Source organism: Streptomyces sp. NPDC057271 (assembly GCF_042668715.1).
Taxonomy (GTDB): Bacteria; Actinomycetota; Actinomycetes; order Streptomycetales; family Streptomycetaceae; genus Streptomyces.
Genome location: NZ_JBHUYJ010000008.1, coordinates 13487 through 39620 on the forward strand (window position 1 = coordinate 13487; position 26134 = coordinate 39620).

The window sequence follows — 26134 nt, forward strand, 5'->3', positions numbered from 1 at the left end:
GGTGCCCCTGGAGCGCCCCTTGCGCCCCCAGGGGCACCCCCGTGCTACCGCGGGATCACCTCGTCGTCGCCCGGGCATGAAATCATGGCGTGCACGCCAACCTCTGCTCCAAGAGCAGAGGTTGAAGGACCGAACACGAATTCAGGCCACGGCCTTCAGGGGGAGGAACGATGGCGGACAGCTTCGGGCCGGTGCACAGCGGGCGGGAGTCCGATGGCGCGGCCATCCCCGAGGGATCGGAATCGGACAGCGGGGAGTCCCGCAAAGAGCCGATCCGGGTCCTTGTGGTGGACGACCATGCCCTCTTCCGCAGGGGCCTGGAGATCGTCCTCGCCCAGGAGGAGGACATCCAGGTCGTCGGAGAGGCGGGTGACGGGGCGGAAGCCGTCGACAAGGCAGCGGATTTGCTGCCCGACATCGTCCTGATGGATGTCCGGATGCCCAAGCGCGGTGGCATCGAGGCCTGCACCTCCATCAAGGAGGTGGCTCCCAGCGCGAAGATCATCATGCTGACGATCAGCGATGAAGAGGCCGATCTCTACGACGCGATCAAGGCGGGGGCGACCGGGTATCTCCTGAAGGAGATTTCCACCGACGAGGTCGCCACCGCGATTCGCGCGGTGGCCGACGGCCAGTCGCAGATCAGTCCCTCGATGGCGTCCAAGCTCCTCACCGAATTCAAGTCGATGATCCAGCGCACGGACGAGCGCCGGCTCGTCCCGGCGCCGCGGCTGACCGACCGCGAGCTGGAGGTCCTCAAGCTCGTCGCGACCGGGATGAACAACCGGGACATCGCGAAGGAGCTGTTCATCTCCGAGAACACGGTGAAGAACCACGTGCGGAACATCCTGGAGAAGCTGCAGTTGCACTCCAGGATGGAGGCCGTCGTCTATGCGATGCGGGAGAAGATCCTCGAGATCAGGTGAGGGCCGCGGTCAGGGCGGGCGTCAGGTCCGGGCGGTTCGTGCGCTCGATGCGTACGGCGTCGCAGCCCACCCACTCGGCCGCCTCTCGCAGCGCCTGTGCCATCGGGCCGACCGCCTTGGGGGTGTCGAGCGACACCTGGCGGGCCACCAGCGTGCTGCCCTCGCGCGCGGGGTCGACCCGGCCCAGCAGCTTGCCGCCCGAGAGCAGCGGCATCGCGAAGTAGCCGTGCACGCGCTTCTGCTTCGGCACGTACGCCTCCAGGCGGTGTGTGAAGCCGAAGATCCGCTCCGTCCGCGCCCGCTCCCAGATCAGCGAGTCGAACGGGGACAGAAGCGTCGTACGGTGCCGGCCGCGCGGCTCGCTCGCCAGCGCCGCCGGATCCGCCCAGGCCGGCTTGGACCAGCCCGCCACCGTCACCGGGACCAGACCCGACGCCTCCACGACCCTGTCGAACTGCTCGGTCCTCAGCCGGTGGTAGTCGGCGATGTCCGCGCGCGTGCCCACGCCCAGCGCCTCACCCGCCTGCCGCACCAGGCGTCGGAGGCACTCGGTGTCGTCCAGGTCGTCATGGAGCACGGCGCCCGGGATCGCCCGCTCGGCCAGGTCGTAGACCCGCTTCCAGCCGCGCCGCTCGGTGCACACCACCTCGCCGTACATCAGCGCCCGCTCGACGGCGACCTTCGACTCGGACCAGTCCCACCACTCGCCCTTGTTCTTCGCGCCGCCGAGCTCCGTCGCCGTCTGCGGCCCCTCGGTCCGCAGCTGCTTGATCACCGCGTCGTACGCACCGTCCGGGAGGGGGTGGTACCACTGCGGGCGGGAGCGGTAGGCGCGGCGCCGGAAGGCGAAGAGCGGCCACTCCTCGACGGGCAGGATGCAGGCCGCGTGCGACCAGTACTCGAAGGCGTGGACGTCGGTCCAGTACGCCTCCTCGACCGTCGTACGGCCCACGGCGCCCAGGCGGGCGTACGGAATCAGCTCGTGCGAGCGCGCCAGGACGGAGATCGTGTCGAGTTGCACCTGGCCCAGGTGACGCAGGACGCCCCGCACCCCCGCGCGGCGGTCGGGGGCGCCCAGGAATCCCTGGGCGCGCAGGGCGATCCGGCGGGCTTCGTCTGCGGACAGTTCGGCGACGGGCGGCGGCACAGTGGTCATGATCCGCACCCTAGAGGGCGGCACCGACACCCGGGGCCCGGACCGGACAGGTCCGGGGAAGGCGCTCAGGCCTCGGGACGGTCGGCGGGCAGGTAGGGCAGGGAGCCGGGGAGGCCCAGGTCCGCGGGGAGCAGGGCGCCGACCCAGCTGTCGCGGACGGTGCCCTTGTTCGGCAGCGCGGACCTCAGGACGCCCTCGACGAGGAACCCGGCCTTCTCGGCCACCGCGCGCGAGCCGGTGTTGCCGACCTCGGCCCGCCACTCCAGGCGCGCACAGGCCAGGTCGGTGAAGGCCCAGCGGGCCAGGGTGAGCACGCTCTCCGTGACGTAGCCGCGGCCCCGGTGCTCCTTGGCCGCCCAGAAGCCGACCTCCCAGCATCCCGCGCGCGGGTTGTGCAGGGAGACGGCGGCCAGGATCGGGCCGCCCTCCCGCAGCCGCACGGCGAACGCGTACTCGGTGTCGTTGCGCCAGCCGTCCGGGACGACGCGGTTCAGAAAGAACTCGGCGTCCTGGATCCCGTACGGCGACGGCACCGTCGTCCAGCGCTGGATGTCCGGGTCCTGGCAGATGGCGTGGACCTCGGCGGCGTCCTCCGGCCCGAACGCGCCGAGGGTGAGGCGTTCCGTGGTCAGTGTCGTGGGCTCCATGGACGGAATTCTGACCTCCTGACCGCCATGGGTCGAACACTTTTCGCATCCCGGAAGTCCCGACCCGGAGCGAGCACTTCCGGATCCCGGAAACCCGGACCCGAAAACGAACACTTTTCGGGCCCGGCGGCACCTTCGGAGCGTCTCGTGCGTTCTCATTCCGGGCAGCGGTGACGCTCCGGCCCTTCGGGCCTCCCGGCGCGGCGGCGGTCTCGCTTACGATGGCCGTTGCGGTGGGGACCACCTGCCGTGCCCGCGCCCGAGTCCATCACACGACCCAGTGCCAGGCCCGACCGGCAAGGAGACCAGCCTCAGTGTCCGTCTTCAACAAGCTCATGCGTGCAGGCGAAGGCAAGATCCTGCGCAAACTGCACCGCATCGCGGACCAGGTCAACTCCATCGAAGAGGACTTCGTCAACCTCTCCGACGCCGAGTTGCGGGCGCTCACCGATGAGTACAAGCAGCGGTACGCCGACGGTGAGAGCCTCGACGACCTGCTCCCCGAGGCCTTCGCGACCGTCCGCGAGGCCGCCAAGCGCGTCCTCGGCCAGCGTCACTACGACGTGCAGCTGATGGGCGGCGCCGCCCTCCACCTCGGCTACGTGGCCGAGATGAAGACCGGTGAGGGCAAGACCCTCGTCGGCACGCTCCCGGCGTACCTGAACGCGCTGTCCGGCAAGGGCGTGCACCTGATCACGGTGAACGACTACCTGGCCGAACGCGACTCCGAGATGATGGGCCGCGTCCACAAGTTCCTGGGCCTGAAGGTCGGCTGCATCCTGGCCAACATGACGCCGGCCCAGCGTCGCGAGCAGTACGCCTGCGACATCACGTACGGCACGAACAACGAGTTCGGCTTCGACTACCTGCGCGACAACATGGCGTGGTCCAAGGACGAGCTCGTCCAGCGCGGCCACAACTTCGCCTGCGTCGACGAGGTCGACTCCATCCTGGTCGACGAGGCCCGTACGCCGCTGATCATCTCCGGCCCTGCCGACCAGGCGACCAAGTGGTACGGCGACTTCGCCAAGCTGGTCACCCGCCTCACCCGCGGCGAGGCCGGCAACACGCTCAAGGGCATCGAGGAGACCGGCGACTACGAGGTCGACGAGAAGAAGCGGACCGTCGGCATCCACGAGTCCGGCGTCGCCAAGGTCGAGGACTGGCTGGGCATCGACAACCTCTACGAGTCGGTGAACACCCCGCTCGTCGGGTACCTGAACAACGCCATCAAGGCCAAGGAACTGTTCAAGAAGGACAAGGACTACGTCGTCATCGACGGCGAAGTCATGATCGTCGACGAGCACACCGGCCGTATCCTCGCCGGCCGCCGCTACAACGAGGGCATGCACCAGGCGATCGAGGCGAAGGAAGGGGTGGACATCAAGGACGAGAACCAGACGCTCGCCACGATCACCCTGCAGAACTTCTTCCGCCTCTACGACAAGCTCTCCGGCATGACCGGTACGGCCATGACCGAGGCCGCCGAGTTCCACCAGATCTACAAGCTGGGCGTCGTCCCGATCCCGACGAACAAGCCGATGGTCCGCAAGGACCAGTCGGACCTGATCTACCGGACCGAGGTCGCCAAGTTCGCCGCCGTCGTCGACGACATCGCGGAGAAGCACGAGAAGGGCCAGCCGATCCTCGTCGGTACGACGTCGGTCGAGAAGTCCGAGTACCTCTCGCAGCAGCTCTCCAAGCGCGGCATCCAGCACGAGGTGCTCAACGCCAAGCAGCACGACCGTGAGGCGACGATCGTCGCCCAGGCCGGCCGCAAGGGCGCCGTCACCGTCGCCACGAACATGGCCGGTCGAGGCACCGACATCAAGCTCGGCGGCAACCCGGACGACCTCGCCGAGGCGGAGCTGCGCCAGGCGGGTCTGGACCCGGTCGAGCACGTCGAGGAGTGGGCCGCGGCCCTCCCCGGCGCACTGGAGCGTGCCGAGAAGGCCGTGAGGGCGGAGTTCGAGGAGGTCAAGGAGCTCGGCGGGCTGTACGTGCTGGGCACCGAGCGCCACGAGTCGCGCCGGATCGACAACCAGCTGCGCGGTCGTTCCGGTCGTCAGGGCGACCCGGGCGAGTCCCGCTTCTACCTCTCCCTCGGCGACGACCTGATGCGCCTGTTCAAGGCCCAGATGGTCGAGCGCGTCATGGCCATGGCCAACGTGCCGGACGACGTGCCGATCGAGAACAAGATGGTCACGCGCGCCATCGCCTCCGCGCAGTCCCAGGTCGAGACCCAGAACTTCGAGACGCGTAAGAACGTCCTGAAGTACGACGAGGTCCTCAACCGCCAGCGTGAGGTCATCTACGGCGAGCGCCGCCGCGTTCTGGAGGGCGAGGACCTGCACGAGCAGATCCGGCACTTCATGGACGACACGATCGACGACTACATCCGCCAGGAGACGGCCGAGGGCTTCGCGGAGGAGTGGGACCTCGACCGGCTCTGGAACGCGTTCAAGCAGCTCTACCCGGTGAAGGCGACCGTGGAGGAGCTGGAGGACGCGGCCGGCGACCGCGCGGGCATCACGGCCGAGTTCATCGCCGAGTCCGTCAAGGACGACATCCACGAGCAATACGAAGCCCGGGAGAAGTCGCTCGGCTCGGACATCATGCGTGAGCTGGAGCGCCGCGTGGTCCTCTCCGTGCTCGACCGCAAGTGGCGCGAGCACCTCTACGAGATGGACTACCTCCAGGAGGGCATCGGTCTGCGCGCGATGGCGCAGAAGGACCCGCTGGTCGAGTACCAGCGCGAGGGCTTCGACATGTTCACCGCGATGATGGAGGGCATCAAGGAGGAGTCCGTCGGCTACCTGTTCAACCTGGAGGTCCAGGTCGAGCAGCAGGTCGAGGAGGTCCCGGTGCAGGACGCGGCTCCCTCCCTCACCAAGGACGCGGTGCCGGCTCCCGCCGGGCGTCCGGAGATCCGCGCCAAGGGCCTCGAGGCCCCGCAGCGGCCGGACCGGCTGCACTTCACCGCGCCCAAGGTGGACGGTGACGGCAGTGTCGTCGAGGGCGACTTCGTGAGCGGGGACGCCGCCGGCGGTGACGGGATGACGCGCGCGGAGCGTCGTAAGGCGCAGAAGAGCAGCGGCGGGCGTCGCCGCAAGAAGTAACCCCCGTCGGGGAGGAGGGGCCGGACACCTGGTGAGGTGGCCGGCCCCTCCGTCATGGCCGGGGCGGCGGCGGGGCGGCGGCGGGGCGGCGGCGGGGTGGTGATCAGGGAGCGGGGTGATCACGACCTGGGCGCTCGTCACCGGGGCGGCCGGGGCTGGGTGGGCACGCGCGCGTGGAGGCCGTCGAGCTCGACGGCGGCGCAGCGCCAGCGGCGGTCGGCGCCGAGTTCGAGGCGGAAGGCCATGGCGCGCACGCCCCGGTCCGTGGCGATGCTGGCGAACGCCTCCAGGGCGTCCTGGGCGGACTGGGCCCGGCAGCTGCGGAGTACGGGGCGGATGCCCGGACCTCCGAAGGGGGCCGTGGGGGCGAGCTGGACCAGCTGCTCGTACGCCTCTCCCACGGTCTGGCCCAGCATCCAGTGCACGGGCCGCTGACCGCTCAGGACGAGCAGCAGGCGCTCGGCGAAGTGGGCGTGGGTCGAAAGGACGCGCGGAGCCGTACGGACGGGCGGGGACGCCGTTCCGGGGTGGGTTCCGGCGACGCCGCGGGGGCGGGTCCCGGCGGGGCCGCGGGGGGCGGAGCGGGGGCGAGGGGTCCGGGGACGGGTCGTGGCCGTGGGGGCGGGGCCGGGCGTCGGGGCGGTGACGGTCGGGGCGATGCCGGGCGTCGGGGCGATGCCGGGCATGGCTCCGGGCGTACGCGTCGTCGTGGTGGCGATGTCCATGAGTGGTCCCCGATTCCTCGCACCCGGGTTTCTACCCGGCGGTAACTTCTGTTGAGGATCTTGTACGGGGGCGGTTCGCGGCCTCGCAAGGCGGCGGGGATGCCCACGCGGCCGTTCGGCGAATTCACCTATCAGAGTGAGGGAGCGGCTGGCCGGGTCTTCCGGCGCGGGGTGCGGGGATGCCTCTGGTGGACCGACGAGACGGCCTCCTGGGGACCCCGAAGGGGGACTCCGCACGTATCCTGAGGGCGTTTCCGACTACGAAAGCGGCCAGCCATGCGCGTGTACGTCCCCCTGACCCTCCCCGGTCTCGCACAGGCGCACAAGGCGGGCGAACTGGGCCCCGGCCCGCTGACCGCCTACGCCGTGACCCCCGCGCTGCGCGAGTGGTACGTCTCCGACGACATCGAGGAGCTCGAGTACGCCGCGCTGAGCCGGGCCGCGGCCGCGTCGCTGCGGCAGCTCGCCGGGGACCCGTCGGCCGCGCGGCGCCGGATCGTCGTCGCCGTCGACGTACCGGACAAGGACGCGGTCGTGGACCCGGACCGGGGGCTGGACGCGGGCTCGCTGGGCGAGGTCCGCATCGCCGGAGCCGTACCGCTGGCCAAGGCGGCCGCCGTGCACGCCGACGCGGACGACGCGGAGGCGGACGTCTCCGCGGCGGCGGACGCGCTGGGAGCGGCGGACCAGGGCGACGACGACGCGCAGTTCACGGTGGACGGGGCCGAGGACCACGAGCTGCTCTGGTTCGGGGTCCAGGAGATCCCGGGGCTGCTGGGCTGAGGGTCCTGTCGGCGGGGCCCGGTACCGTCTTCGCATGGGGAAGCGCGGGAAGCACGGCAAGCACCTGGTCTGGGACTGGAACGGCACGCTGCTCGACGACATCGAGGCGGTCATCGGCGCGACGAACGCGGCCTTCGCCGAGCTGGGGCTCGAAGCGATCACGCTGGCGCGGTACCGGGATCTGTACACCGTGCCGGTACCGAAGTTCTACGAACGGCTGATGGGGCGGCTGCCCACGGAGGCGGAGTGGGTGCTGATGGACGGCGCCTTCCACCGGCACTACTGGCAGCGGGCCGAGGCGTGCGGGCTGACGGCAGGAGCGGCCGAGCTGTTGGCCGCGCGGCAGGAATCCGGGTTCACGCAGTCGCTGCTCTCGCTGGCGCCGCACGCGGAGCTGGTACCGCTGGTGCGCAGGCACGGGATCGAGCCGCGGTTCGTGCGGGTGGACGGGCGGATCGGGTCGTCGACGGAGGGGAAGTCGGCGCACATGGTGCGGCACCTGGCGGCGCTCACGGACGTGCCCGCGGAGCGGGTCGTCGTCATCGGCGATGCCGCCGACGACGCGCGTGCGGCGGCGCATGTGGGGGCGCGGGCGGTTCTGTACACCGGGGGGTCGCACAGCCGGGCGTCGCTGGAGGCGGCGGGGGTGCCGGTGGTGGACTCGCTGGCGGAGGCGGTCGCGGTGGCGGAGGAGTTGGTGTAGGGCGCGCGGGGTGGCGGCCGGTGGGGGTGCGCCCGGCCTCCGGCCGGGTGTTGCGGCGGCGGGGGCCGCCCGGGCCTTCGGGTGGGCGCTCGCGGTGCCCGTCGGGCTCGGTGTCAGGCGTCCGGGCGGCTCGTCACGGGCTTCCGGTCATGTCGTCTCGCGGAGGACCTTCAGGAACTCCCGCATCCAGGCCGGGTGGTCCGGCCAGGCTCGGGAGGAGATCAGGGTGCCGTCCACCACCGCCTCCGTGTCCTGGAACGTGGCGCCCGCTGCCTGCATGTCCAGTTCGAGCGCGGGGTACGAGGTGACCCTGCGGCCCTCCAGGCCGCCGATCGCCGCCGTCAGGAGCGGGCCGTGGCAGATCTGGGCCACCGGCTTGTCCGCGTCGAAGAAGGACTTCAGGATCTTGCGGAGCTCCGGGTCGTTGCGGAGGTACTCCGGCGCCCGGCCGCCCGGGATCACCACGGCCACGTAGTCGCCGGGGTCCACCTCCGAGAACGCCAGGTCCGCGGGCCAGCTGTAGCCCGGCTTCTCGGTGTACGTGTCGTAACCCGGCTCGAAGTCATGCACCACGAAGCGCAGCTGCTTGCGCGCCGGGGCCGCGATGTGGACCTCGTACCCCTCCTCGAGAAGCCGCTGGTAGGGGTACATGACCTCCAGCGACTCCGCCGCGTCCCCGGTCACGATCAAGATCTTTGCCATGGCGACTCCCGGATCTCGGATCTCGGCTTCCTGCCACAGGACACTGTGTCGCTGTCCATAACGTCAAACTTCCACCCCCTCTTTTGTACACATACGGACCATGACGATCGGGGGGGCGGGAGCGATAGGCTTTTCCCGTGATCAGCGCGATACGCCGAGGGGGCAGCGAAGCCCCCGGCCATCGCCCGGAGCGCCACGGCGTCCGGGCGGACATGGCGTTCGCCGATTCTCCCGTCCTGGGCACGGCGCCAGAAATGGCCGATAACGGCTCGGACATCTCTCATCGCGGCATAACGTCGACTCCGACCGGTAGCACCGCGTCGTGGCGTTGTGTCCTTTCTTCCACCGACGTCACGCAACGGCGCGCGACAGGAGCCAGAGGACATGCAGACCAAGCTGGACGAAGCCAAGGCCGAGCTGCTCACACGGGCCGCCCGGGTAGCTGAGACCGGTCCGGTCGGGGGGCAACTTCCGACGGGACCCGAGGACGGGAAGCGCCCGGACGGGGACACCGTGCTCGACTACCTCCAGCGCTACTACCTGCACACCGCGCCCGAGGACCTCACCGACCGAGACCCGGTGGACGTCTTCGGCGCAGCTCTCTCGCACTACCGGCTCGCGGAGACCCGCCCCCAGGGCACCGCGAACGTGCGCGTCCACACCCCGACGGTCGAGGAGAACGGCTGGACCTGCAGCCACTCCGTCGTCGAGGTCGTCACCGACGACATGCCCTTCCTCGTCGACTCCGTGACGAACGAGCTGTCACGCCAGGGCCGCGGCATCCACGTCGTGATCCACCCGCAGGTCCTCGTCCGCCGCGATCTGACCGGCAAGCTCATCGAGGTACTGACCACCGAGCCCAAGGGCGGACTGCCCCACGACGCGCTCGTCGAGTCCTGGATCCACGTCGAGATCGACCGCGAGACCGACCGCGCCGACCTCAAGCAGATCACCACCGACCTGCTGCGCGTCCTGTCCGACGTCCGCGAGACCGTCGAGGACTGGGAGAAGATGCGCGACGCCGCGCTGCGCATCGCCGAGAACCTCCCCGGCGAGCCCACCGCCGACGATCTGCGCCCCACCGAGGTCGAAGAGGCCCGCGAGCTGCTGCGCTGGCTCGCCGCCGACCACTTCACCTTCCTCGGCTACCGCGAGTACGAGCTGGTCGACGGGGACGCGCTGGCCGCCGTCCCGGGCACCGGCCTCGGCGTCCTGCGCTCCGACCCGCAGCACGGCGACGACGAGCACCACGCCCCCGTCTCGTCGTCCTTCAGCCGGCTGCCCGCCGACGCCCGTGCCAAGGCGCGCGAGCACAAGCTGCTGATCCTCACCAAGGCCAACAGCCGCTCCACCGTGCACCGCCCCTCGTACCTCGACTACGTGGGCGTGAAGAAGTTCGACGCCGACGGCAACGTGGTGGGCGAGCGGCGCTTCCTCGGTCTGTTCTCCTCGGCCGCGTACACCGAGTCCGTCCGTCGGGTGCCGGTCATCAGCCGCAAGGTCCAGGAGGTTCTGGACGGTGCGGGCTTCTCGCCGAACAGCCACGACGGCCGCGACCTGCTCCAGATCCTGGAGACGTACCCCCGCGACGAGCTCTTCCAGACCCCGCCGGACGAGCTGCGCGAGATCGTCACCAGCGTCCTGTACCTGCAGGAGCGGCGCCGACTGCGGCTCTACCTGCGCCAGGAGGAGTACGGCCGGTTCTACTCGGCCCTCGTCTACCTGCCGCGCGACCGCTTCAACACGACGGTCCGTGAGCGGCTGACCGACATCCTCAAGGAAGAGCTCCAGGGCACCAGCGTCGACTTCACGCTGATGAGCACCGAGTCGGTGCTCACCCGGCTGCACTTCGTCGTCCGCGTCGCCCCCGGCACCGAGCTGACCCAGCTCACCGACGCCGACCGGGAGCGCATCGAGGCCCGGCTCGTCGAGGCCGCCCGCTCCTGGGCCGACGGCTTCGCCGAGGCGCTCAACGCCGAGACCGGCGAGGAGCGCGCCGCCGAGCTGCTGCGCAAGTACGGGAACGCCTTCCCCGAGGGCTACAAGGCCGACCACTCGCCGCGTGCCGCCGTGGCCGACCTGGTCCACCTGGAGCAGCTGCGCCACTCCGGCAAGGAGTTCGCGCTCTCGCTGTACGAGCCCGTCGGCGCCCGTCCCGGCGAGCGACGCTTCAAGATCTACAAGTCCGGCGACCAGATCTCCCTCTCCGCCGTGCTGCCGGTGCTCAACCGGCTCGGCGTCGAGGTCATCGACGAGCGTCCGTACGAGCTGCGCTGCTCCGACCGTACGCACGCGTGGGTCTACGACTTCGGTATGCGCATGCCCGCCCCGACGGCCAACGGCGCCTCGTTCAGCGACGACGCCCGTGAGCGGTTCCAGGAGGCGTTCGCCGCGACCTGGACCGGCGAGGCCGAGAACGACGGCTTCAACTCGCTGGTCCTGAGCGCCGGGCTGACCTGGCGCCAGGCCATGGTGCTGCGCGCCTACGCGAAGTACCTGCGCCAGGCGGGCGCGACGTTCAGCCAGGACTACATGGAGGACACCCTCCGCAACAACGTCCACACCACCCGGCTGCTCGTCTCGCTCTTCGAGGCCCGGATGTCGCCGGAGCGCCAGCGCGCCGGGGTCGAGCTGACCGACGCGCTCCTGGAGGAGCTGGACGCCGCCCTCGACCAGGTCGCGAGCCTGGACGAGGACCGCATCCTGCGCTCCTTCCTCACCGTCATCAAGGCGACCCTGCGGACCAACTTCTTCCAGAGCGCCGGCGAGGGAAGCGAAGGCAGGGGCCGGAGCAACGCGGACGGCACTCCGCACTCGTACGTCTCGATGAAGTTCGACCCGCAGGCCATCCCCGACCTCCCCGCGCCCCGCCCGGCGTACGAGATCTGGGTGTACTCCCCGCGTGTCGAGGGCGTCCACCTGCGGTTCGGCAAGGTCGCCCGAGGAGGCCTGCGCTGGTCCGACCGCCGTGAGGACTTCCGTACCGAGATCCTCGGCCTGGTCAAGGCGCAGATGGTGAAGAACACCGTCATCGTGCCCGTCGGCGCCAAGGGCGGCTTCGTCGCCAAGCAGCTCCCGGACCCGTCCGTGGACCGCGACGCCTGGCTGGCCGAGGGCATCGCCAGCTACAAGACCTTCATCTCGGCGCTGCTCGACATCACCGACAACCTGGTCGCGGGCGAGGTCGTCCCGCCGGTGGACGTCGTCCGCCACGACGAGGACGACACCTACCTCGTCGTCGCCGCCGACAAGGGCACCGCGACCTTCTCCGACATCGCCAACGAGGTCGCCGTCTCGTACGGCTTCTGGCTCGGCGACGCCTTCGCCTCGGGCGGCTCGGCCGGCTACGACCACAAGGGCATGGGCATCACCGCCCGTGGTGCCTGGGAGTCCGTCAAGCGGCACTTCCGCGAGCTCGGCCACGACACCCAGACCGAGGACTTCACCGTCGTCGGCGTCGGCGACATGTCCGGCGACGTCTTCGGCAACGGCATGCTGCTCTCCGAGCACATCCGCCTCGTCGCGGCCTTCGACCACCGCCACATCTTCATCGACCCGACCCCGGACGCGGCCGTCTCGTACGCCGAGCGGCGCCGTCTCTTCGAGCTGCCCCGCAGCTCCTGGGCCGACTACAACACCGAGCTCCTCTCCGCGGGCGGCGGCATCCACCCCCGTACCGCCAAGTCGATCCCGGTCAACGCGCAGATGCGCGCGGCCCTCGGCATCGAGGCCGGCGTCACCAAGCTGACCCCGGCCGAGCTGATGCAGGCGATCCTCCACTCGCCCGTCGACCTGCTGTGGAACGGCGGCATCGGTACGTACGTCAAGGCGTCCACCGAGTCGAACGCGGACGTCGGCGACAAGGCGAACGACGCCATCCGCGTCAACGGCGAGGCCCTGCGGGTCAAGGTCGTCGGCGAGGGCGGCAACCTGGGTCTGACCCAGCTCGGCCGCATCGAGTTCGCCCGCAAGGGCGGCCCGGACGGCGAGGGCGGCAAGGTCAACACCGACGCGATCGACAACAGCGCCGGCGTGGACACCTCCGACCACGAGGTCAACATCAAGATCCTGCTCAACGGGCTCGTCACCGACGGCGACATGACCGTGAAGCAGCGCAACAAGATCCTCGCCGAGATGACCGACGAGGTCGGCGCGCTCGTCCTGCGCAACAACTACGCGCAGAACGTCGCCCTGGCCAACGCGGTCGCCCAGTCGCCGTCCCTGCTCCACGCCCACCAGCGCTTCATGCGCCGCCTGGGCCGCGACGGTGCCCTCGACCGCTCGCTCGAGTTCCTGCCCAACGACCGGCAGATCCGCGAGCTGCTCAACAACGGCAAGGGCCTGAGCCAGCCGGAGATCGCGGTCCTCCTCGCGTACACCAAGATCACGGTGGCCGACGAGCTGATCGGCACCGAGCTGCCGGACGACCCGTACCTGTGCGGACTGCTCCACACGTACTTCCCGACGCAGCTGCGCGAGAAGTTCACGGACGCGGTGGACAGCCACCCGCTGCGCCGCGAGATCATCACCACGATCCTGGTCAACGACACCGTCAACACCGGTGGCTCGACCTTCCTGCACCGTCTCCGCGAGGAGACCGGCGCGTCGATCGAGGAGATCGTCCGCGCGCAGACCGCCGCCCGCGCCATCTTCCGGCTCGGCGAGGTCTGGGACGCCGTCGAGGCCCTCGACAACCGGGTCCCGGCCGAGATCCAGACCCGGATGCGGCTGCACTCCCGCCGACTGGTCGAGCGCGGTACGCGCTGGCTGCTCGGCAACCGGCCGCAGCCGCTCCGTCTCGCCGAGACGATCGAGTTCTTCGCCGAGCGCGTGGACGAGGTCTGGGGCGAGCTGCCGCAGCTGCTGCGCGGCGCGGACCTGGAGTGGTACCAGTCGATCCTGGAGGAGCTGACCTCCCAGGGCGTGCCGGAGGAGCTCGCCCTGCGGGTCGCCGGCTTCTCCTCCGCCTTCCCGACGCTCGACATCGTCGCGATCGCGGACCGCACGGCCAAGGAGCCGATGGCGGTCGCCGAGGTCTACTACGACCTGGCCGACCGGCTGCGGATCACCCAGCTCATGGACCGCATCATCGAACTGCCGCGCGCCGACCGGTGGCAGTCGATGGCCCGCGCCTCCATCCGCGAGGACCTGTTCGCCGCCCACGCCGCCCTCACGGCCGACGTGCTCGCGGCGGGCAACGGGACCTCGACCCCGGAGGAGCGGTTCAAGGCATGGGAGCAGAAGAACGCGGCGCTCCTGGGCCGGGCGCGCACCACCCTTGAGGAGATCCAGGGCTCGGAGACCTTCGACCTGGCGAACCTGTCGGTGGCGATGCGGACGATGCGCCAGCTGCTGCGCGCGCACAGTTAGGGGTCGTCAGCAGGTACGTGTGAGGGGCCCCGCCGGTCGTCCGGCGGGGCCCCTCACTCATGATCCTGCGGGTACGCGGGCGTGTGCGAGGTCCGTGGTGGCGGTGCCGCCCGCGTCGTCGAGGCCCACAGCCGGCGCGCGGCCAGCAGGGCACAGGCGAGCAGCAGCCCGTTGCGGACCACCATGACGGCGACGCCCTGGAAGGAGCCGGCGACCACGTCGTCGTAGAGGACCGGGTACGCGAGCGAGCTCAGCCCGGCCGTCGGCAGGAGCAGCAGCGCGACGGGCCGCATCACGGTCCGGCGCGAGGTCAGGCAGACGGCGGCGAGGCCGAGCAGCCAGATCAGGTACTGCGGACTGATCACCCGGCTCGTGACGGTGAAGAGCAGGACGGCGGCGAGCGCCGCGTCCAGCGGGGTCGCCTCCGTCCAGGTGCGCGCCCGCAGCCGCCAGACCAGCAGCCAGACGAAGGCGAGGACGGTCAGGAGCAGCGCGAGCCGGCCCACGGTGGAGACGTACGGGCCGACGTACTCGAAGGCGCCGTACCGGTACTGGGCCGTGCCGGGCCAGACGCCGGCCGTCTGCGCGAGCGCGAGTGCGGTGCCGCCCACCGACTCGATCTGCACGCCCCGGCTGCCCTGCTGGCGCAGGAAGCCGAGCGAGTGCGAGAAGAAGAGCGCGAGGGTCGCGAGGAGCACGGCGGCCGTGGCGGCGGCGGAGGTCCAGGCTTCGCGGGTGGTACGCCCCCGGGGTGTGCCGATCAGGGTGAGCGCCGGCCACACCTTGACGAGCGCGCCGATCCCGGCGAGGACGCCGCCGAGCACCCCACCGAGGCGGGGGACGGCACGCGTGCGGGAGGTCAGCGCGAGCAGGGCGAGGACGGCGAGAGCGGTGACCTGGACGTCGTACCGGGCCAGCGGGATGTGCAGGAGCAGCGGGAGTCCGCAGACCCAGATCCAGGCGCCGTGCGTGACGCGGCTGCTGTCGGCGCGGGCGAGGGCGAGCGTGACGGCTGCATCGGCGAGGAGGGTGAGGGCGACGAAGGCCTGGAAGTAGGTGAGCCAGGGCAGCAGGCCGGGGGACATGATCACCAGCCCGGCGCCGGGCGGGTACTGCCAGGTGACGTCGTTCACCGGGAAGGTGCCGTGGCCGAACTGCCGGTACCAGTGCTGGTAGAGGACGTACACCTCGCGGCCGACCCCGCCGACGCCCAGGCTGTCGCGCGCCAGGAGCAGCAGCATCCCGGCGCGGGTGAGGGTCCAGACGACGGTGAGGGCGAGGGCGGGGCCGCGGCCGACGTTGACGAAGCTGGCCGAGGTGAAGGTGTCCGAGTCGAAGGGGGAGCCGGTGAGGGAGGGGGGTGTCGGGGCGCAGGTGGCCCTGACGTCCGTGCCGGAGCCCGGTCCGGAGCCCGGTCCGGCGTCCAGGCCGGACTCCGGTCCGGCGTCCAGGCCGGACTCCGGGTCGGGCGGGGGTGGTGGGGTGCGGTCGCGATGCGTCGTCATCGAACCGCACTCTATTGCTGTTTGGGTCTGTTTCGGACCTTTTGTCAGCCCTTCTTGGTGAACGCCTCGTACGCCGCCACCACCTCCTTCGCCGGCCCGTCCATCCGCAGCGTGCCCGCCTCCAGCCACAGCGCCCGGTCGCAGGTCTGGGCGATGGTGGAGTGGGAGTGGGAGACCAGGAAGACGGTGCCCGCCTCGGCCCGCAGCTCGTCGATCCGCTGCCGGCTGCGGCGGCGGAACCGGGCGTCGCCCGTGGACAGCGCCTCGTCGATCAGCAGGACGTCGTGGCTCCTGGCCGCCGCGATGGAGAAGCGGAGCCGGGCGCCCATGCCGGAGGAGTACGTCCGCATGGGCAGCGAGATGAAGTCGCCCTTGTCGTTGATCCCGGAGAAGTCGACGATGTCGTCGTACCGGGCGTCGATCTCCGCGCGCGTCATACCCATCGCGAGCCCGCCCAGGATCACGTTCCGCTCACCGGTCAGGTCGTTCATCAGGGCCGCGTTCACTCCGAGGAGGGAGGGCCGGCCGCGGGTGTAGATCCTGCCCCGGTTGACGGGCAGCAGGCCGGCGACGGCCTTGAGGAGGGTGGACTTCCCCGATCCGTTCGAACCGATCAGGCCGATCGCCTCGCCTCGGTACGCGGCGAAGCTGACGCCCTTGACCGCGTGGACCGTGCGGCCGGCGGGGGCGGTACGGCGGGTGAAGATCCGGTTGAGCGCGGAGGTGGCGCTGCCCTTGCCGGTGCGGGCGCCGTTGACGGTGTACATGATGTGCACGTCGTCGGCGACGACGGTGGGGGTGCGCTCGGGCGGAGCCGGCGTCGCGGTGGTGTTCGGGGTCGTCGTCAGGGTCTGTTCAGCCACGGCCGTACGTCTCCTCCGCCTTCCAGAAGTAGATGAATCCGCCCGTGAAGGCCACCACCGCCCAGCCGACGCCGAGCGCCCAGATGTGCGGCGGCAGGCGGTCCGCGGTGAAGCTCTCGATCAGCGCGAAGCGCATCAGGTCGATGTAGACGCTCGCCGGGTTCCACTGCAGGACCATGATGGCCAGGTCGGGGATCCGGCCGCTCCGTGCCAGGTGGTCCAGGGACCACATGACCCCGGAGGCGTACATCCAGGTGCGGAGCAGGAACGGCATGAGCTGCGCGATGTCCGGCGTGCGGGCGGCGAGCCGGGCCATGACGAGCGCGACCCCGGCGTTGAAGAGCGCCTGGAGGAAGAGCGCGGGCACGGCGAGCAGCCAGCTCGCGCGCGGGAACTCGCCGAAGCAGAGCAGGATCCCGACGAGCGCGGCGAGCGAGAGCACGAGCTGCTGGAGCTGTTGCAGCGCCAGGGCCAGCGGGAGGCTCGCGCGGGGGAAGTGCAGGGCCCGGACGAGTCCGAGGTTCCCACTGATCGCCCGGGTGCCGGTCATGATCGACTGGGAGGTGAAGGTCCAGACGAAGACGCCGGTGATCAGGAACGGCACGTAGTCCGGGATGCCCTCCTGGACGTTCATCAGGATGCCGAAGATCAGGTAGTAGACCGCCGCGTTGAGCAGCGGGGTCATCACCTGCCAGAGCTGGCCGAGCTTCGCGTGGCTGTACTGGGCCGTGAGCCGGGCGGTCGCGAACGCGGAGATGAAGGCGCGGCGCGACCAGAGCTGACTGACGTACGCGGGGAGTGCCGGGCGGGCGCCGCTGACCGACAGGCCGTGGCGCAGGGCGAGTGCGCGCAGGTCCTCCGGGGCCCGGGAGTCGGGTTTCGTGAGCGTCTCGGTGGTCACGAGGTCGCTTTCGGCGAGGGGATGGGACGTCGCTTACGACGGAACGGGTCCGTATCGTCGCTACGGTGAGAGTAGGACGCGCATACGTCGCAACGCAACCGTTTCGTCGTGACGTGCAGGTGCACGGTTGGTTAGGATCCGCCCATGACGACACGCCCCGGATCCCCCCGCCGCGCCCCCGCGGGAGCCGCCGTACTCCGGGAGGACGTGACCGAGGCCATCCGCGCCGCCGTCTTCGAGGAGCTGGCGGCCGTCGGTTTCGCCCGCATGTCCATCGAGGGCATCGCGCGCCGGGCGGGCGTCGGCAAGACCGCCGTCTACCGCCGCTGGAAGTCGAAGCTCTCGCTCGTTCTCGACCTCCTCGGCGCGTTCGCCGCGCAGGGGCTGCCGGCGCCGTCGACCGGTTCGCTGCACGGGGACGTGCGCGCGCTCCTCGAAGTCGCCTCGCACGCCCTGCGCCACCCCGTGGCCTCCCAGGTCATCCCGGACCTGCTGGTGGAGGCCGCCCGGCAGCCCGAGATCGCCGACGCGATCAAGGCCGCACTGCTCGACGGCCAGCAGGGCGTCGTCGCGCAGATCGTCCGCGAGGCCGTGTCCCGCGGCGAACTGCCGGACGGCGCGGATCCGGAGCGCGCCCTCGACCTGATCGTCGGGCCGCTCTACTGGCGGCTCGTGGTGGTGCGCGGCGAACTGCCGGCGGGGTACGTCGACGACCTCGCGCGCGCGGCGGTGGCGGCGCTCACGGCGTAGTGACCGCTACTTGACCGCCCCCGCCATCACCCCCGTGACGAACTGCCGCTGGAAGGCGAAGAAGACGGCCAGCGGGATCACCATCGACAGGAACGCGCCCGGTGCGAGCACGTCGATGTTGTTTCCGAACTGCCGCACCTGCTGCTGCAGCGCCACCGTGATCGGCGGCGACTCGGAGTCCGCGAAGATCAGCGCGATCAGCATGTCGTTCCAGACCCACAGGAACTGGAAGATGCCGAGCGAGGCGATCGCCGGCCCGCCGAGCGGCAGGACCACCCGGGTGAAGAGCCGGATCTCGCCCGCCCCGTCCAGCCGGGCCGCTTCGAGCAGCTCCTTCGGGATCTCCGCGAAGAAGTTCCGCAGCAGGAAGATGGCGAAGGGCAGTCCGAACGCGGTGTGGAAGAGGACGACCCCGAGCGTCGTCTCGAAGACGCCGATGGCGCCGAAGAGCTTCGACACGGGCACGAGCGCGACCTGCACCGGCACCACGAGCAGCCCGACGACCACCAGGAACCACCAGTCGCGGCCGGGGAACTCCAGCCAGGCGAAGGCGTATCCGGCGAGCGAGCCGATGACGAGGACCAGGAGCGTGGCCGGGACGGTGATCTGGATCGTGGAGAGGAGGGACCGGGTGATGGTCTCGTTGGAGAGAAGGGCCGAGTAGTTCTCGACGGTCAGCTGGGCCGGTGAGGTGAAGACCTGCCACCAGCCGCTCTCGCTGATGTCGGTGGGGCCGCGGAGCGAGGAGAGCAGCAGCCCGACCGCCGGCATCAGCCAGAAGAGACCGACGAGGACGAGGAAGACCCGCATCGCGCCGCCCGCCGCCCGCGCGGCCAGCCGGGCGCCGAGCGGGGGCACCGGGCGCGACCCGGACGCGGGGACCTGCCGAGCCCCGGCCCGGGCGGTGGCCGGGGGTGCACCGGCCCGGGAGCCCCGTGGTGGGCCGACCCGGGGCGCGGTCGGGGCGTCGACCCGGGGCCCCGGCGGAGAGTCCGGTGGGGATCCGGGACCCGGTGCGGCGTCGGCGTCCGGTCCGGCGTCGGGGTGTACGGAGCCGGGGGCTGCGGGGTCGGATGCGGCGGCCCGGGTTCCGGGACCCGGTGCTGAGCCGTCGCCCGGCGTTGCGGGAGAGTGGGGTCCGGAGCCGTCCTTGCCGTTCTCGTTCGTCGCCGTCACCTGCGGGCCTCCCTTCGCATCCGGCGGATGTTGAACGCCATCACCGGGATCACCAGCAGGAGCAGCAGGACGGCGATCGCGGAGCCGACCCCGAGATCCGCGTCCGTGCCGAAGGACGAGCGGTACAGCTGGAGCGCCAGCACGTTCGCGTCGTCCTGCGCCGAGCCCGGCGCGATGATGAAGACCAGGTCGAAGATCTTCAGGACGTTGATCATCAGGGTGACGAGGACGACGGCGAGGACCGGCGCGAGCAGGGGGACGGTGATGCGGCGGAAGACCTGCCACTCGTTCGCCCCGTCGACGCGCGCCGCCTCCATCAGCTCCCGTGGCACGCTCGCCAGACCGGCCGCGATCAGGACCATCGCGAACCCGGCCCACATCCACACGTAACTGCCGATGACCGCCGGTGTGACGAGCGAAGGCCCCAGCCACTCCACGCCGTTGTACTGCTCACGGAAGTTGCTCGCGGGCAGCCGCAGGAGCGCGCCGTCGGCGGAGGCGGGGAGCGTGAACGAGCCGTCGGCCGCCGCCCGTGTCGTGGCCACCACCGTCCCGTCCTTCACCGCCTCGATCCGCAGCCCCTTGAGGCCGACCTCCTCCGGGTCCACGACGTTCGGCTTCCCACCCCCGCCCTTGGTGAAGTCCAGCCACGCGGTCCCGGTGATCCCGCCCTCCCGCGGCCCCGGTTCGTGCGCCGGGCGGGCGTCCTTCGGCATCTGCGCCGGCGCGACCCCGACCAGCGGGAGCCGCGCGGGCTCTCCCGCGCGGACCGGGCCCTCGGTGACGTACGCGCCGTCGCCCGCCGCCTCCAGCGGGTGGACCGGCAGCGGGCGCGCCCGTGGGAAGCCGGAGGACTCGGCGAAGGTGTCGTGGACGCCGACCCATACGGCGTTGGCGACACCGCGGTCCGGATCCTGCTCGTACACCAGCCGGAAGATGATCCCGGCGGCCAGCATCGAGATCGCCATGGGCATGAAGACGATCAGCTTGAACGCGGTGCCCCAGCGGACCCGTTCGGTGAGCACCGCGAAGATCAGGCCGAGGGCGGTCGCGACGGTCGGGGCGACGACCGCCCAGATCGCGTTGTTCCGGACGGCGGTGAGGATGGTGTCGTCCGTGAAGAGGGCGATGTAGTTGTCGAGTCCGGCGAAGGAGTCCCCGGACGTGTCGAAGAACGAACGCTGGACGGAGTACCCGATGGGGTAGACGACGAGCGCGCCGAGCAGGACCAGCGCGGGGAGGAGGAACCCCGCCGCGACGGTCCTGCGCGTGCCCGTGACCGTGGGGGCCATGGAGGCCTTGGGGGCCCTGGACTCGGACGCCACGGCGTCAGTTCTTGTACGCGTCGGCCGCGTCGGCCTCCAGGCGTGCCTGGGTCCCCGCGATGTCCTTCGGGTTCTTCAGGAAGTCCTGCAGCGCCTTCCACTCGCCCTTGCCGGGGGTGCCGCCGAAGGACTGCGGCATCTGGTCCGACATGTCGAAGCGGAAGTCGTCCCCGGCCTCCAGGAGCGCCTTGGCGATCTCGCGCTGGACGTCGTTCGGGTACGCGCCCGGGTCCATGTTCCTGTTCGGCGAGAGGAAGCCGCCCGCGCCCGCCCAGATCGTGGCCGCGTCGGGGGAGGCGAGGAAGGTCAGCAGGGCCTGGGCGCCCTTGGTGTCCTTCAGGGCCACCGCCGCGTCGCCCGCGGTGACGACCGGGGACTCCGAGCCGACCGCGGGGAAGGGAAAGACCTTCGCGTCCGTACCGATCTTCGCGCTGGTCTGCGCGATGTTGACGGCCGAGAAGTCGCCCTCGAAGACCATCGCCCCCTTGGGCTGGTCGCCGCCCGTGAAGGTCTGGGTGACCGAGGTGGGGAACTCCGTCTGCAGCGCGCCCGCCGCGCCGCCCGCGATCAGCTCCGGCTTGCCGAACAGCTCGGCGAGGGTGGTGAGCGCCTGGGTGACGGACGCGTCGGTCCACGGGATCTCGTGCTTGGCGAGCTGGTCGTACTTGGCCGGGCCCGCCTGGGAGAGATAGACGTTCTCGAACCAGTCGGTGAGCGTCCAGCCGTCCGCGCCGCCGACGGAGACCGGCGTGACGCCGGAGGCCGAGATCGTCTCCGCGGTGGTCAGGAACTCCTTCCAGGTCTTGGGCTCGGTGGCGCCCGCGTTCTCGAAGGCGGCGTTGTTGTACCAGACCAGGGACTTGTTGGCGGCCTTGAAGTACACGCCGTACTGCGTGCCGTCGACGGCGCCGAGGTCCCGCCAGCCCTTGGAGTAGTTCGCGGCGAGCTGCGCCTGCGCGTCTGGGCCGACCGGCTTCAGCCACTTCTGGGCGGCGGCCTGCTGGATCGCGCCCACCTGGGGGAGCATCGCGATGTCGGGCGGGGAGCCGCCGGCGATCTTCGTGCCGAGGAAGTTCACGATCGGGTCCTGGGCGGGCACGAAGGTGACTGTGGCGCCGGTGCGCTTCTCGAACTCCTTCAGGACCTTGGTGAAGTTCTCCTGCTCCGGACCCGTCCAGACGGCGGCGACCTCGATCTTCTCGCCCTTGAGGGAGGGCAGCTTCAAGGAGCCGCTCGACGTGGCCGGTGGGCCGGGTTCCTTCGTTCCCTCCCCCGTGTCCTCGCCGCCGCCACAGCCGGCGAGCACGGTGACGAGGGTGAGCGCGGTGACCATGACGACGGCCGGTGCGGCCCTGCGTGTACGAAGAGTTGTACGCATTTCTGCCCCGTCTCTCCTGTGCGCGGTGCGTGTCCCGTGCGCTCAGGTCTACGCCGGGGGCACCGGCCCCGCAATACCGCCTTCCGTGCCAAGTGGGCGATCGTGATCGGCTCGTGACGTGACGTCAGGAGCGGGTCGCGGGCGTGAGGGGGGAGATCGGGCCGGCGTCCAGGGAGCGTGCGGCGCGGTCGAGGGCGCTGGCGAGGAGGGCCAGATCGGTCGGACCGTTGCCGAGTTCGCGGACAGGTCTGCGGGTGGGCGGATCACCCATCCGCTCCCACTCCAGCGGGACGACGGTCGGGCGGAGGGTCGCCGTACGCGGGATGCGACCGGTGACCCGGCCGGCCTGGAACGGGGTGACGCGGCCGTCCGGGTGCCCGAGCCGTCCCCGGCCGGGCGCGGGGTCGTCCGGGCCCGGCGCGACGGGCGGCGCGTCGAGCACGATCCGCAGGCGGGCGCCGGGGCCGTGGGCCAGCTCCGTGTCCGCCGTCCGGTCGGGGCGCGCGGAGGTCGCGACCAGGTGCACCCCGAGGCGCGCACCGCCGCGCGCCACGGCTTCCAGGGCCCGTACGACGGACCCGGCGGCGGGCCGGCCGGGCGAACCGAGCGCGGGCGCGACGAGCGCGTCGAAGTCGTCGACGAGCACGACGAGCCGGGGCAGCGCGGCGGCCTCGTCACCCGCACGCGGATCGTGCTCCCGACCGGGGCGCGGGACGAGTCCGGCGACCGTCTGGCCGGGTTCCTCGGCCGGGGCGGACCGGACGACACGCCCACTGGCCCGGTCTGCGAGGTCGTCCGCGCCGGGGTGCGGGACGCGGTGGTCGGCGCCCAGGTGGGTCGTACGTCCGCTCGGGAGGTACGTGAGGTCGTCGGCGCCTGTGGCGGTGCGGGGTGTTCGTCCGCTGGGCCGGTCGCCGAGGGTGCCGTCGCCGGTGCGGGTCGTACGTCCGCTCGGGAGGTACGTGAGGTCGTCGGCGCCCGTGGCGGTGCGGGGCGTTCGTCCGCTGGGCCGGTCGCCGAGGGTGCCGTCGCCGGTGCGCGCGGTCCGGCCGCTGGGGCGGTGGGTGAGGTCCTCGGCGCCCGTGCCGGTGTTCCGGTCGGGGGTGTCCGAGCCCGGTCGGTCGCCGATCGGGCCCTCGCCGGTGCGCAGGGTGCGGCCGCTGGGGTGGTCGGCGGCGCGGGCGTCGGGGATCCGGGCGTCGGGGGCGCGGGCCGCCGCGCGGGCGCCCTGGGGCATCGTCTCCGCCGCGCTGGGGCCGCGCTGGCCGATCATGCGCGCCGCCTGACGGTCGGCGAAGTGCCCGTCGCCCAGGATCTCCGCCCGGCGCTTCAGCTCCGCGCCCAGCGCCTGGGCGAACTCCCGCATCCGTACCGGGTCGGAGGCGACCAGGTGCTCCGTGACGTGCGGCAGCTCCCTGCACGCCGCGAGACCCTCGCCGCGCTCACCGCCCGCGCCGTCGACAAGGAGAAGCCCCAGCCGGTCCGGGCGGCCGCCGGCGGCCAGGGAGGCCGCGATCGAGCGCAGCAGCTCCGTGCGCCCGCTGCCCGCGGGCCCCTCGATCAGCAGATGGGGCCCCTCCTCCGTGAGGTCGACCGAGACCGGTCCGCGCGGCCCGGCGCCCAGGACGGCCGTCCCGTCGCCCGCCGCCGCCCACCGCGCCAGCAGCGAGGCGGGCGTGGCGCGGGCCAGGCCCAGCTCGTCGAGGAGCCGGGCGGAGCGGGGCAGTGCCGTCGCCGCCGTGCGTCCGTGGGTGGCGGGGGCGTCCGTGCGCAGCGGCGCGACCGCCCGCCCGAACCGCTCCGCCCAGGCCACCGACACCGCGTCCACCACGCCGACGGTTCCGTGACCCGCGGCCCGGCCCCCCGCCGTACGCAGCAGCCGCAGCGCCGTCGCCACGTCACCGCTGAGCAGCGCGACCGCGCCGCACTCGCGGAACGCGAGGGAGGCCGCGCACGCGATCTCGTACGTCGCCGCCACCGGAGAGACCGGCGACGCGGCCGGCGCCTCGGCCAGACAGATCAGATGGATGCCGGCTGCCGCCCCCGCCCCGGCGAGCCGCGCGGTGGTCTCGCGCAGCGCCGCCGACCCGGGGTCGCCGTCCACGACCACGACCGTCACCGGTCCTTCGTACCGTGCCGCGGCCTCCGTGACCGCCGCGCGGTCGGCGCTCGGCCAGCCCGGTCCGAGCGGGCCGTCGTCGAGCCGTCGGGTGAGCTCCGCCGTACGGGCATGGGCCTGATCCCGGTCGTACGCGAGGAGCAGACGGCAGTCCTGGCCGTGCGCCGGGCGCAGATGCGGGAGCCAGCCGAGCCAGCCCCAGGACCGGCGCCGCTCCTCCAGGGACCGGCTCCGGTCCGCGCTGATCAGCACGATCTCCAGGTCGGCGGGGGAGTGCAGGGCGGCGAGCTGGGCGACCACGGAGCGGGCGAGCCCGGCCAGCCGGTTGCCGGGGCCCGCGAGCCCGAGGGAACCGGCCTCACGCAGCCCGACGGTGACCGGCACCCCGGACAGCTCGGCGCGGTCGGTCGTGCCGAGCCGGACGACGAGGGCCTCGGGATGGTCCGGACCGCGCTCCCAGAGGCGCGGGCCGGGGCCGAGGGCGGTGAGCAGCACGGCGGCCGGGTCGGGCCAGGTCTCGGGGCTCGGTGCGGGACCTGCGGTCCGCTCGGCACCGGGCCCGGCGCCGGCTTCGACATCCGTGTCGAGGCCGGTGCCGGGGACCGGCAGGTCCTCCCTGGCTCCGGCGAACCGGCGTGCCCACGCTCCTATGCCCCGCTTGCCCCGTGAGGGGGCGGCCTGGCGCGGGGTCTGCCGGGTCCTGCTGTGCGCCTCGACCCCCGAGCCCTCCCCGTCCACGGGCTCCTCGGCACGCGCGTGCGCGGCCGAGCCGCCGTGCGTCGCGTCGGCGGAGAGGGAGAAGGCGCTGCCGCCCCCGAGAGCGGCACTTCCGCCCGTGCCTGCGCCGGGGCCGGCACCTGCGCCCGTACCTGCGCCCGGGCCGGCACCTGCGCCCGTGCCTGCGCCGGGGCCGGCACCTGCGCCCGTGCCTGCGCCGGGGCCGGCACCTGCGCCCGTGCCTGCGCCGGGGCCGGCACCTGCGCCCGTACCTGCGCCCGGGCCGGCACCTGCGCCCGTGCCTGCGCCGGCACCTGCGCCCGTGCCTGTACCGGAACGACCCGTACCGGAACGACCCGTACCGGAACGACCCGTACCAGAACGACCCGTGCCCGTACTCGTCCCGTGACGCGTGGGTACGGATCCGGCAGCGGCGTCGGATGCGGCCTCCCGCCCGTCCACGCTCCCCGTCCCCAGGTTCACCCGGAGGTGGCCCTCGCCGTCCGGGGTCGTCGGCAGGGAGTCCGTACCGGGGTCGCCCGGGCCCGTCAGGCGGAGGGCGGACTCGCCGAGGCGCAGCAGCGCGCCGGGGGCCAGCCGGACGGGGCGGTCGCCGACCGCCACGCCGTCCAGCGTCGTCCCGTTCGTGGAGCCGAGGTCCGCGACCGTGACCCGGCCGTCGTCCCCGACCGTGACCGTGCAGTGCACCCGGGAGACGTCCGGGTCGTCGAGGGGGACGTCCGCGTCCAGCGAGCGGCCGATTCCGACCGGGCCGCGGTGCAGCAGGTGCACACCGCCCGCGTCGGGTCCCGCGACCACGTGGAGCCGGGCCGAGGCGGCCTCGTCCGGCCGGTCGTCCTCGCCGGGGACGTGGAGCGTCAGCACCGCCCCGTCGACCAGCGGGGGCTCGCCGAGCGAGCAGCGCCGCGCGTCGAGCCGCTCCCGGCCCGCGTACAGCACGGTCGAACCGGAGAGGGACGTGTCGGGCCCGGAGACGGCCGCGGCCAGATGGGAGGCCACGGAGGCCAGCGCCGTCCCCGCCGGAGCGGTGACAAGCACGTCGCAGGCGCGCCCCGCGCCGTGGCCGGCGTGCGGCGCGAGGACGGTCAGCCGGATCTGCATCGCCGTCAGCGGTCCCTTCTGCGCGTGGTGCCCGGCAGGGGAACCGCCCGGTGCCTCCCCCCACCCGGCACGGACACGTCGTCCGGTACAGGTCGGCACGGCGCGGGGGCTCCCGACCCTCGACGCGCGTGCTGTGTGCATCCTCGC

At 72.0% G+C, this 26134-nt stretch carries 17 protein-coding genes; 6 read left to right on the top strand and 11 right to left on the bottom strand.

The features are described 5' to 3' along the window. Positions 1 to 170: 170 nt before the first annotated feature. On the top strand, positions 171 to 926 hold the full coding sequence (locus ACFUJR_RS05950) for a response regulator transcription factor (RefSeq protein WP_352187387.1): 756 nt from the start codon (positions 171 to 173) through the stop codon (positions 924 to 926). Here the strand turns inward: ACFUJR_RS05950 and ACFUJR_RS05955 are convergent. Together ACFUJR_RS05955 and ACFUJR_RS05960 are read right to left on the bottom strand one after the other, a co-directional pair. Further along, positions 919 to 2082 carry a winged helix-turn-helix domain-containing protein gene (locus ACFUJR_RS05955; protein ID WP_383173215.1) on the bottom strand — a complete coding sequence of 388 codons (1164 nt, stop codon included), beginning with the start codon at positions 2080 to 2082 and terminating at the stop codon, positions 919 to 921. The genes ACFUJR_RS05950 and ACFUJR_RS05955 overlap by 8 nt on opposite strands. A gap of 65 nt (positions 2083 to 2147) precedes the next feature. Then, positions 2148 to 2729 (bottom strand): GNAT family N-acetyltransferase, encoded by a 582-nt coding sequence (locus tag ACFUJR_RS05960; RefSeq protein WP_383173217.1) that lies wholly within the window; start codon positions 2727 to 2729, stop codon positions 2148 to 2150. Between the two features lie 314 nt (positions 2730 to 3043). Between ACFUJR_RS05960 and secA the strand changes: the two genes are divergently transcribed. Continuing rightward, positions 3044 to 5848 (top strand): preprotein translocase subunit SecA, encoded by a 2805-nt coding sequence (gene secA, locus ACFUJR_RS05965; RefSeq protein ID WP_383173219.1) that lies wholly within the window; start codon positions 3044 to 3046, stop codon positions 5846 to 5848. Between the two features lie 137 nt (positions 5849 to 5985). On the opposite strand, the gene ACFUJR_RS05970 is transcribed toward secA, so the two are convergent. Next, a complete protein-coding gene (locus ACFUJR_RS05970; protein ID WP_383173221.1) occupies positions 5986 to 6573 on the bottom strand; it encodes an Rv3235 family protein in 588 nt (195 codons plus the stop codon). A gap of 276 nt (positions 6574 to 6849) precedes the next feature. Here ACFUJR_RS05970 and ACFUJR_RS05975 point away from each other — a divergent pair, with 276 nt between their 5' ends. Together ACFUJR_RS05975 and ACFUJR_RS05980 are read left to right on the top strand one after the other, a co-directional pair. Beyond that, positions 6850 to 7356, top strand: coding sequence for a DUF6912 family protein (locus ACFUJR_RS05975; protein ID WP_383173223.1), 507 nt, complete (start codon positions 6850 to 6852; stop codon positions 7354 to 7356). 34 nt (positions 7357 to 7390) lie between these two features. After that, positions 7391 to 8059: an HAD family hydrolase gene (locus ACFUJR_RS05980; protein WP_383173225.1), complete on the top strand. Its 669-nt coding sequence runs from the start codon at positions 7391 to 7393 to the stop codon at positions 8057 to 8059. Between the two features lie 147 nt (positions 8060 to 8206). Here ACFUJR_RS05980 and ACFUJR_RS05985 read toward each other — a convergent pair whose 3' ends face one another. Then, positions 8207 to 8761: a DJ-1/PfpI family protein gene (locus ACFUJR_RS05985; protein WP_361768246.1), complete on the bottom strand. Its 555-nt coding sequence runs from the start codon at positions 8759 to 8761 to the stop codon at positions 8207 to 8209. A 384-nt stretch (positions 8762 to 9145) separates the two neighbouring features. On the opposite strand from ACFUJR_RS05985, the gene ACFUJR_RS05990 reads away from it, so the two are divergent. Next, on the top strand, positions 9146 to 14131 hold the full coding sequence (locus tag ACFUJR_RS05990) for an NAD-glutamate dehydrogenase (RefSeq protein WP_383173228.1): 4986 nt from the start codon (positions 9146 to 9148) through the stop codon (positions 14129 to 14131). 53 nt (positions 14132 to 14184) lie between these two features. Here ACFUJR_RS05990 and ACFUJR_RS05995 read toward each other — a convergent pair whose 3' ends face one another. From ACFUJR_RS05995 to ACFUJR_RS06005, 3 genes are all read right to left on the bottom strand, one after another. Next, entirely contained in the window at positions 14185 to 15636 is a 1452-nt protein-coding gene (locus ACFUJR_RS05995) for a glycosyltransferase 87 family protein (RefSeq protein WP_383450240.1), read from the bottom strand. A gap of 44 nt (positions 15637 to 15680) precedes the next feature. Further along, entirely contained in the window at positions 15681 to 16403 is a 723-nt protein-coding gene (locus tag ACFUJR_RS06000; RefSeq protein WP_383176844.1) for an ABC transporter ATP-binding protein, read from the bottom strand. Between the two features lie 88 nt (positions 16404 to 16491). Then, on the bottom strand, positions 16492 to 17400 hold the full coding sequence (locus ACFUJR_RS06005; RefSeq protein WP_383176824.1) for an ABC transporter permease: 909 nt from the start codon (positions 17398 to 17400) through the stop codon (positions 16492 to 16494). A 144-nt stretch (positions 17401 to 17544) separates the two neighbouring features. Here ACFUJR_RS06005 and ACFUJR_RS06010 point away from each other — a divergent pair, with 144 nt between their 5' ends. Then, positions 17545 to 18150 (top strand): TetR/AcrR family transcriptional regulator, encoded by a 606-nt coding sequence (locus tag ACFUJR_RS06010; protein ID WP_383176827.1) that lies wholly within the window; start codon positions 17545 to 17547, stop codon positions 18148 to 18150. 6 nt (positions 18151 to 18156) lie between these two features. Here the strand turns inward: ACFUJR_RS06010 and ACFUJR_RS06015 are convergent, their stop codons facing one another. The 4 genes from ACFUJR_RS06015 to ACFUJR_RS06030 all read right to left on the bottom strand — a co-directional run bounded on the left by ACFUJR_RS06015 (position 18157) and on the right by ACFUJR_RS06030 (position 25987). Further along, positions 18157 to 18960: a carbohydrate ABC transporter permease gene (locus ACFUJR_RS06015; RefSeq protein WP_383176847.1), complete on the bottom strand. Its 804-nt coding sequence runs from the start codon at positions 18958 to 18960 to the stop codon at positions 18157 to 18159. Between the two features lie 362 nt (positions 18961 to 19322). Beyond that, positions 19323 to 20618: a carbohydrate ABC transporter permease gene (locus ACFUJR_RS06020; protein ID WP_383176850.1), complete on the bottom strand. Its 1296-nt coding sequence runs from the start codon at positions 20616 to 20618 to the stop codon at positions 19323 to 19325. 37 nt (positions 20619 to 20655) lie between these two features. After that, on the bottom strand, positions 20656 to 22029 hold the full coding sequence (locus ACFUJR_RS06025) for an ABC transporter substrate-binding protein (RefSeq protein WP_383176830.1): 1374 nt from the start codon (positions 22027 to 22029) through the stop codon (positions 20656 to 20658). A 124-nt stretch (positions 22030 to 22153) separates the two neighbouring features. Continuing rightward, on the bottom strand, positions 22154 to 25987 hold the full coding sequence (locus ACFUJR_RS06030) for an FHA domain-containing protein (RefSeq protein WP_383450242.1): 3834 nt from the start codon (positions 25985 to 25987) through the stop codon (positions 22154 to 22156). Positions 25988 to 26134 lie beyond the last annotated feature (147 nt).

Coding starts and splice junctions, on each gene's coding strand:
- ACFUJR_RS05950 (WP_352187387.1), top strand. CDS start 171: ATGGCGGACAGCTTCGGGCCGGTGCACAGCGGGCGGGAGTCCGATGGC.
- ACFUJR_RS05955 (WP_383173215.1), bottom strand. CDS start 2,082: ATGACCACTGTGCCGCCGCCCGTCGCCGAACTGTCCGCAGACGAAGCC.
- ACFUJR_RS05960 (WP_383173217.1), bottom strand. CDS start 2,729: ATGGAGCCCACGACACTGACCACGGAACGCCTCACCCTCGGCGCGTTC.
- ACFUJR_RS05970 (WP_383173221.1), bottom strand. CDS start 6,573: ATGGACATCGCCACCACGACGACGCGTACGCCCGGAGCCATGCCCGGC.
- ACFUJR_RS05975 (WP_383173223.1), top strand. CDS start 6,850: ATGCGCGTGTACGTCCCCCTGACCCTCCCCGGTCTCGCACAGGCGCAC.
- ACFUJR_RS05980 (WP_383173225.1), top strand. CDS start 7,391: ATGGGGAAGCGCGGGAAGCACGGCAAGCACCTGGTCTGGGACTGGAAC.
- ACFUJR_RS05985 (WP_361768246.1), bottom strand. CDS start 8,761: ATGGCAAAGATCTTGATCGTGACCGGGGACGCGGCGGAGTCGCTGGAG.
- ACFUJR_RS05990 (WP_383173228.1), top strand. CDS start 9,146: ATGCAGACCAAGCTGGACGAAGCCAAGGCCGAGCTGCTCACACGGGCC.
- ACFUJR_RS05995 (WP_383450240.1), bottom strand. CDS start 15,636: ATGACGACGCATCGCGACCGCACCCCACCACCCCCGCCCGACCCGGAG.
- ACFUJR_RS06000 (WP_383176844.1), bottom strand. CDS start 16,403: ATGTACACCGTCAACGGCGCCCGCACCGGCAAGGGCAGCGCCACCTCC.
- ACFUJR_RS06010 (WP_383176827.1), top strand. CDS start 17,545: ATGACGACACGCCCCGGATCCCCCCGCCGCGCCCCCGCGGGAGCCGCC.
- ACFUJR_RS06015 (WP_383176847.1), bottom strand. CDS start 18,960: ATGCGGGTCTTCCTCGTCCTCGTCGGTCTCTTCTGGCTGATGCCGGCG.
- ACFUJR_RS06020 (WP_383176850.1), bottom strand. CDS start 20,618: ATGGCCCCCACGGTCACGGGCACGCGCAGGACCGTCGCGGCGGGGTTC.
- ACFUJR_RS06025 (WP_383176830.1), bottom strand. CDS start 22,029: ATGCGTACAACTCTTCGTACACGCAGGGCCGCACCGGCCGTCGTCATG.
- ACFUJR_RS06030 (WP_383450242.1), bottom strand. CDS start 25,987: ATGCAGATCCGGCTGACCGTCCTCGCGCCGCACGCCGGCCACGGCGCG.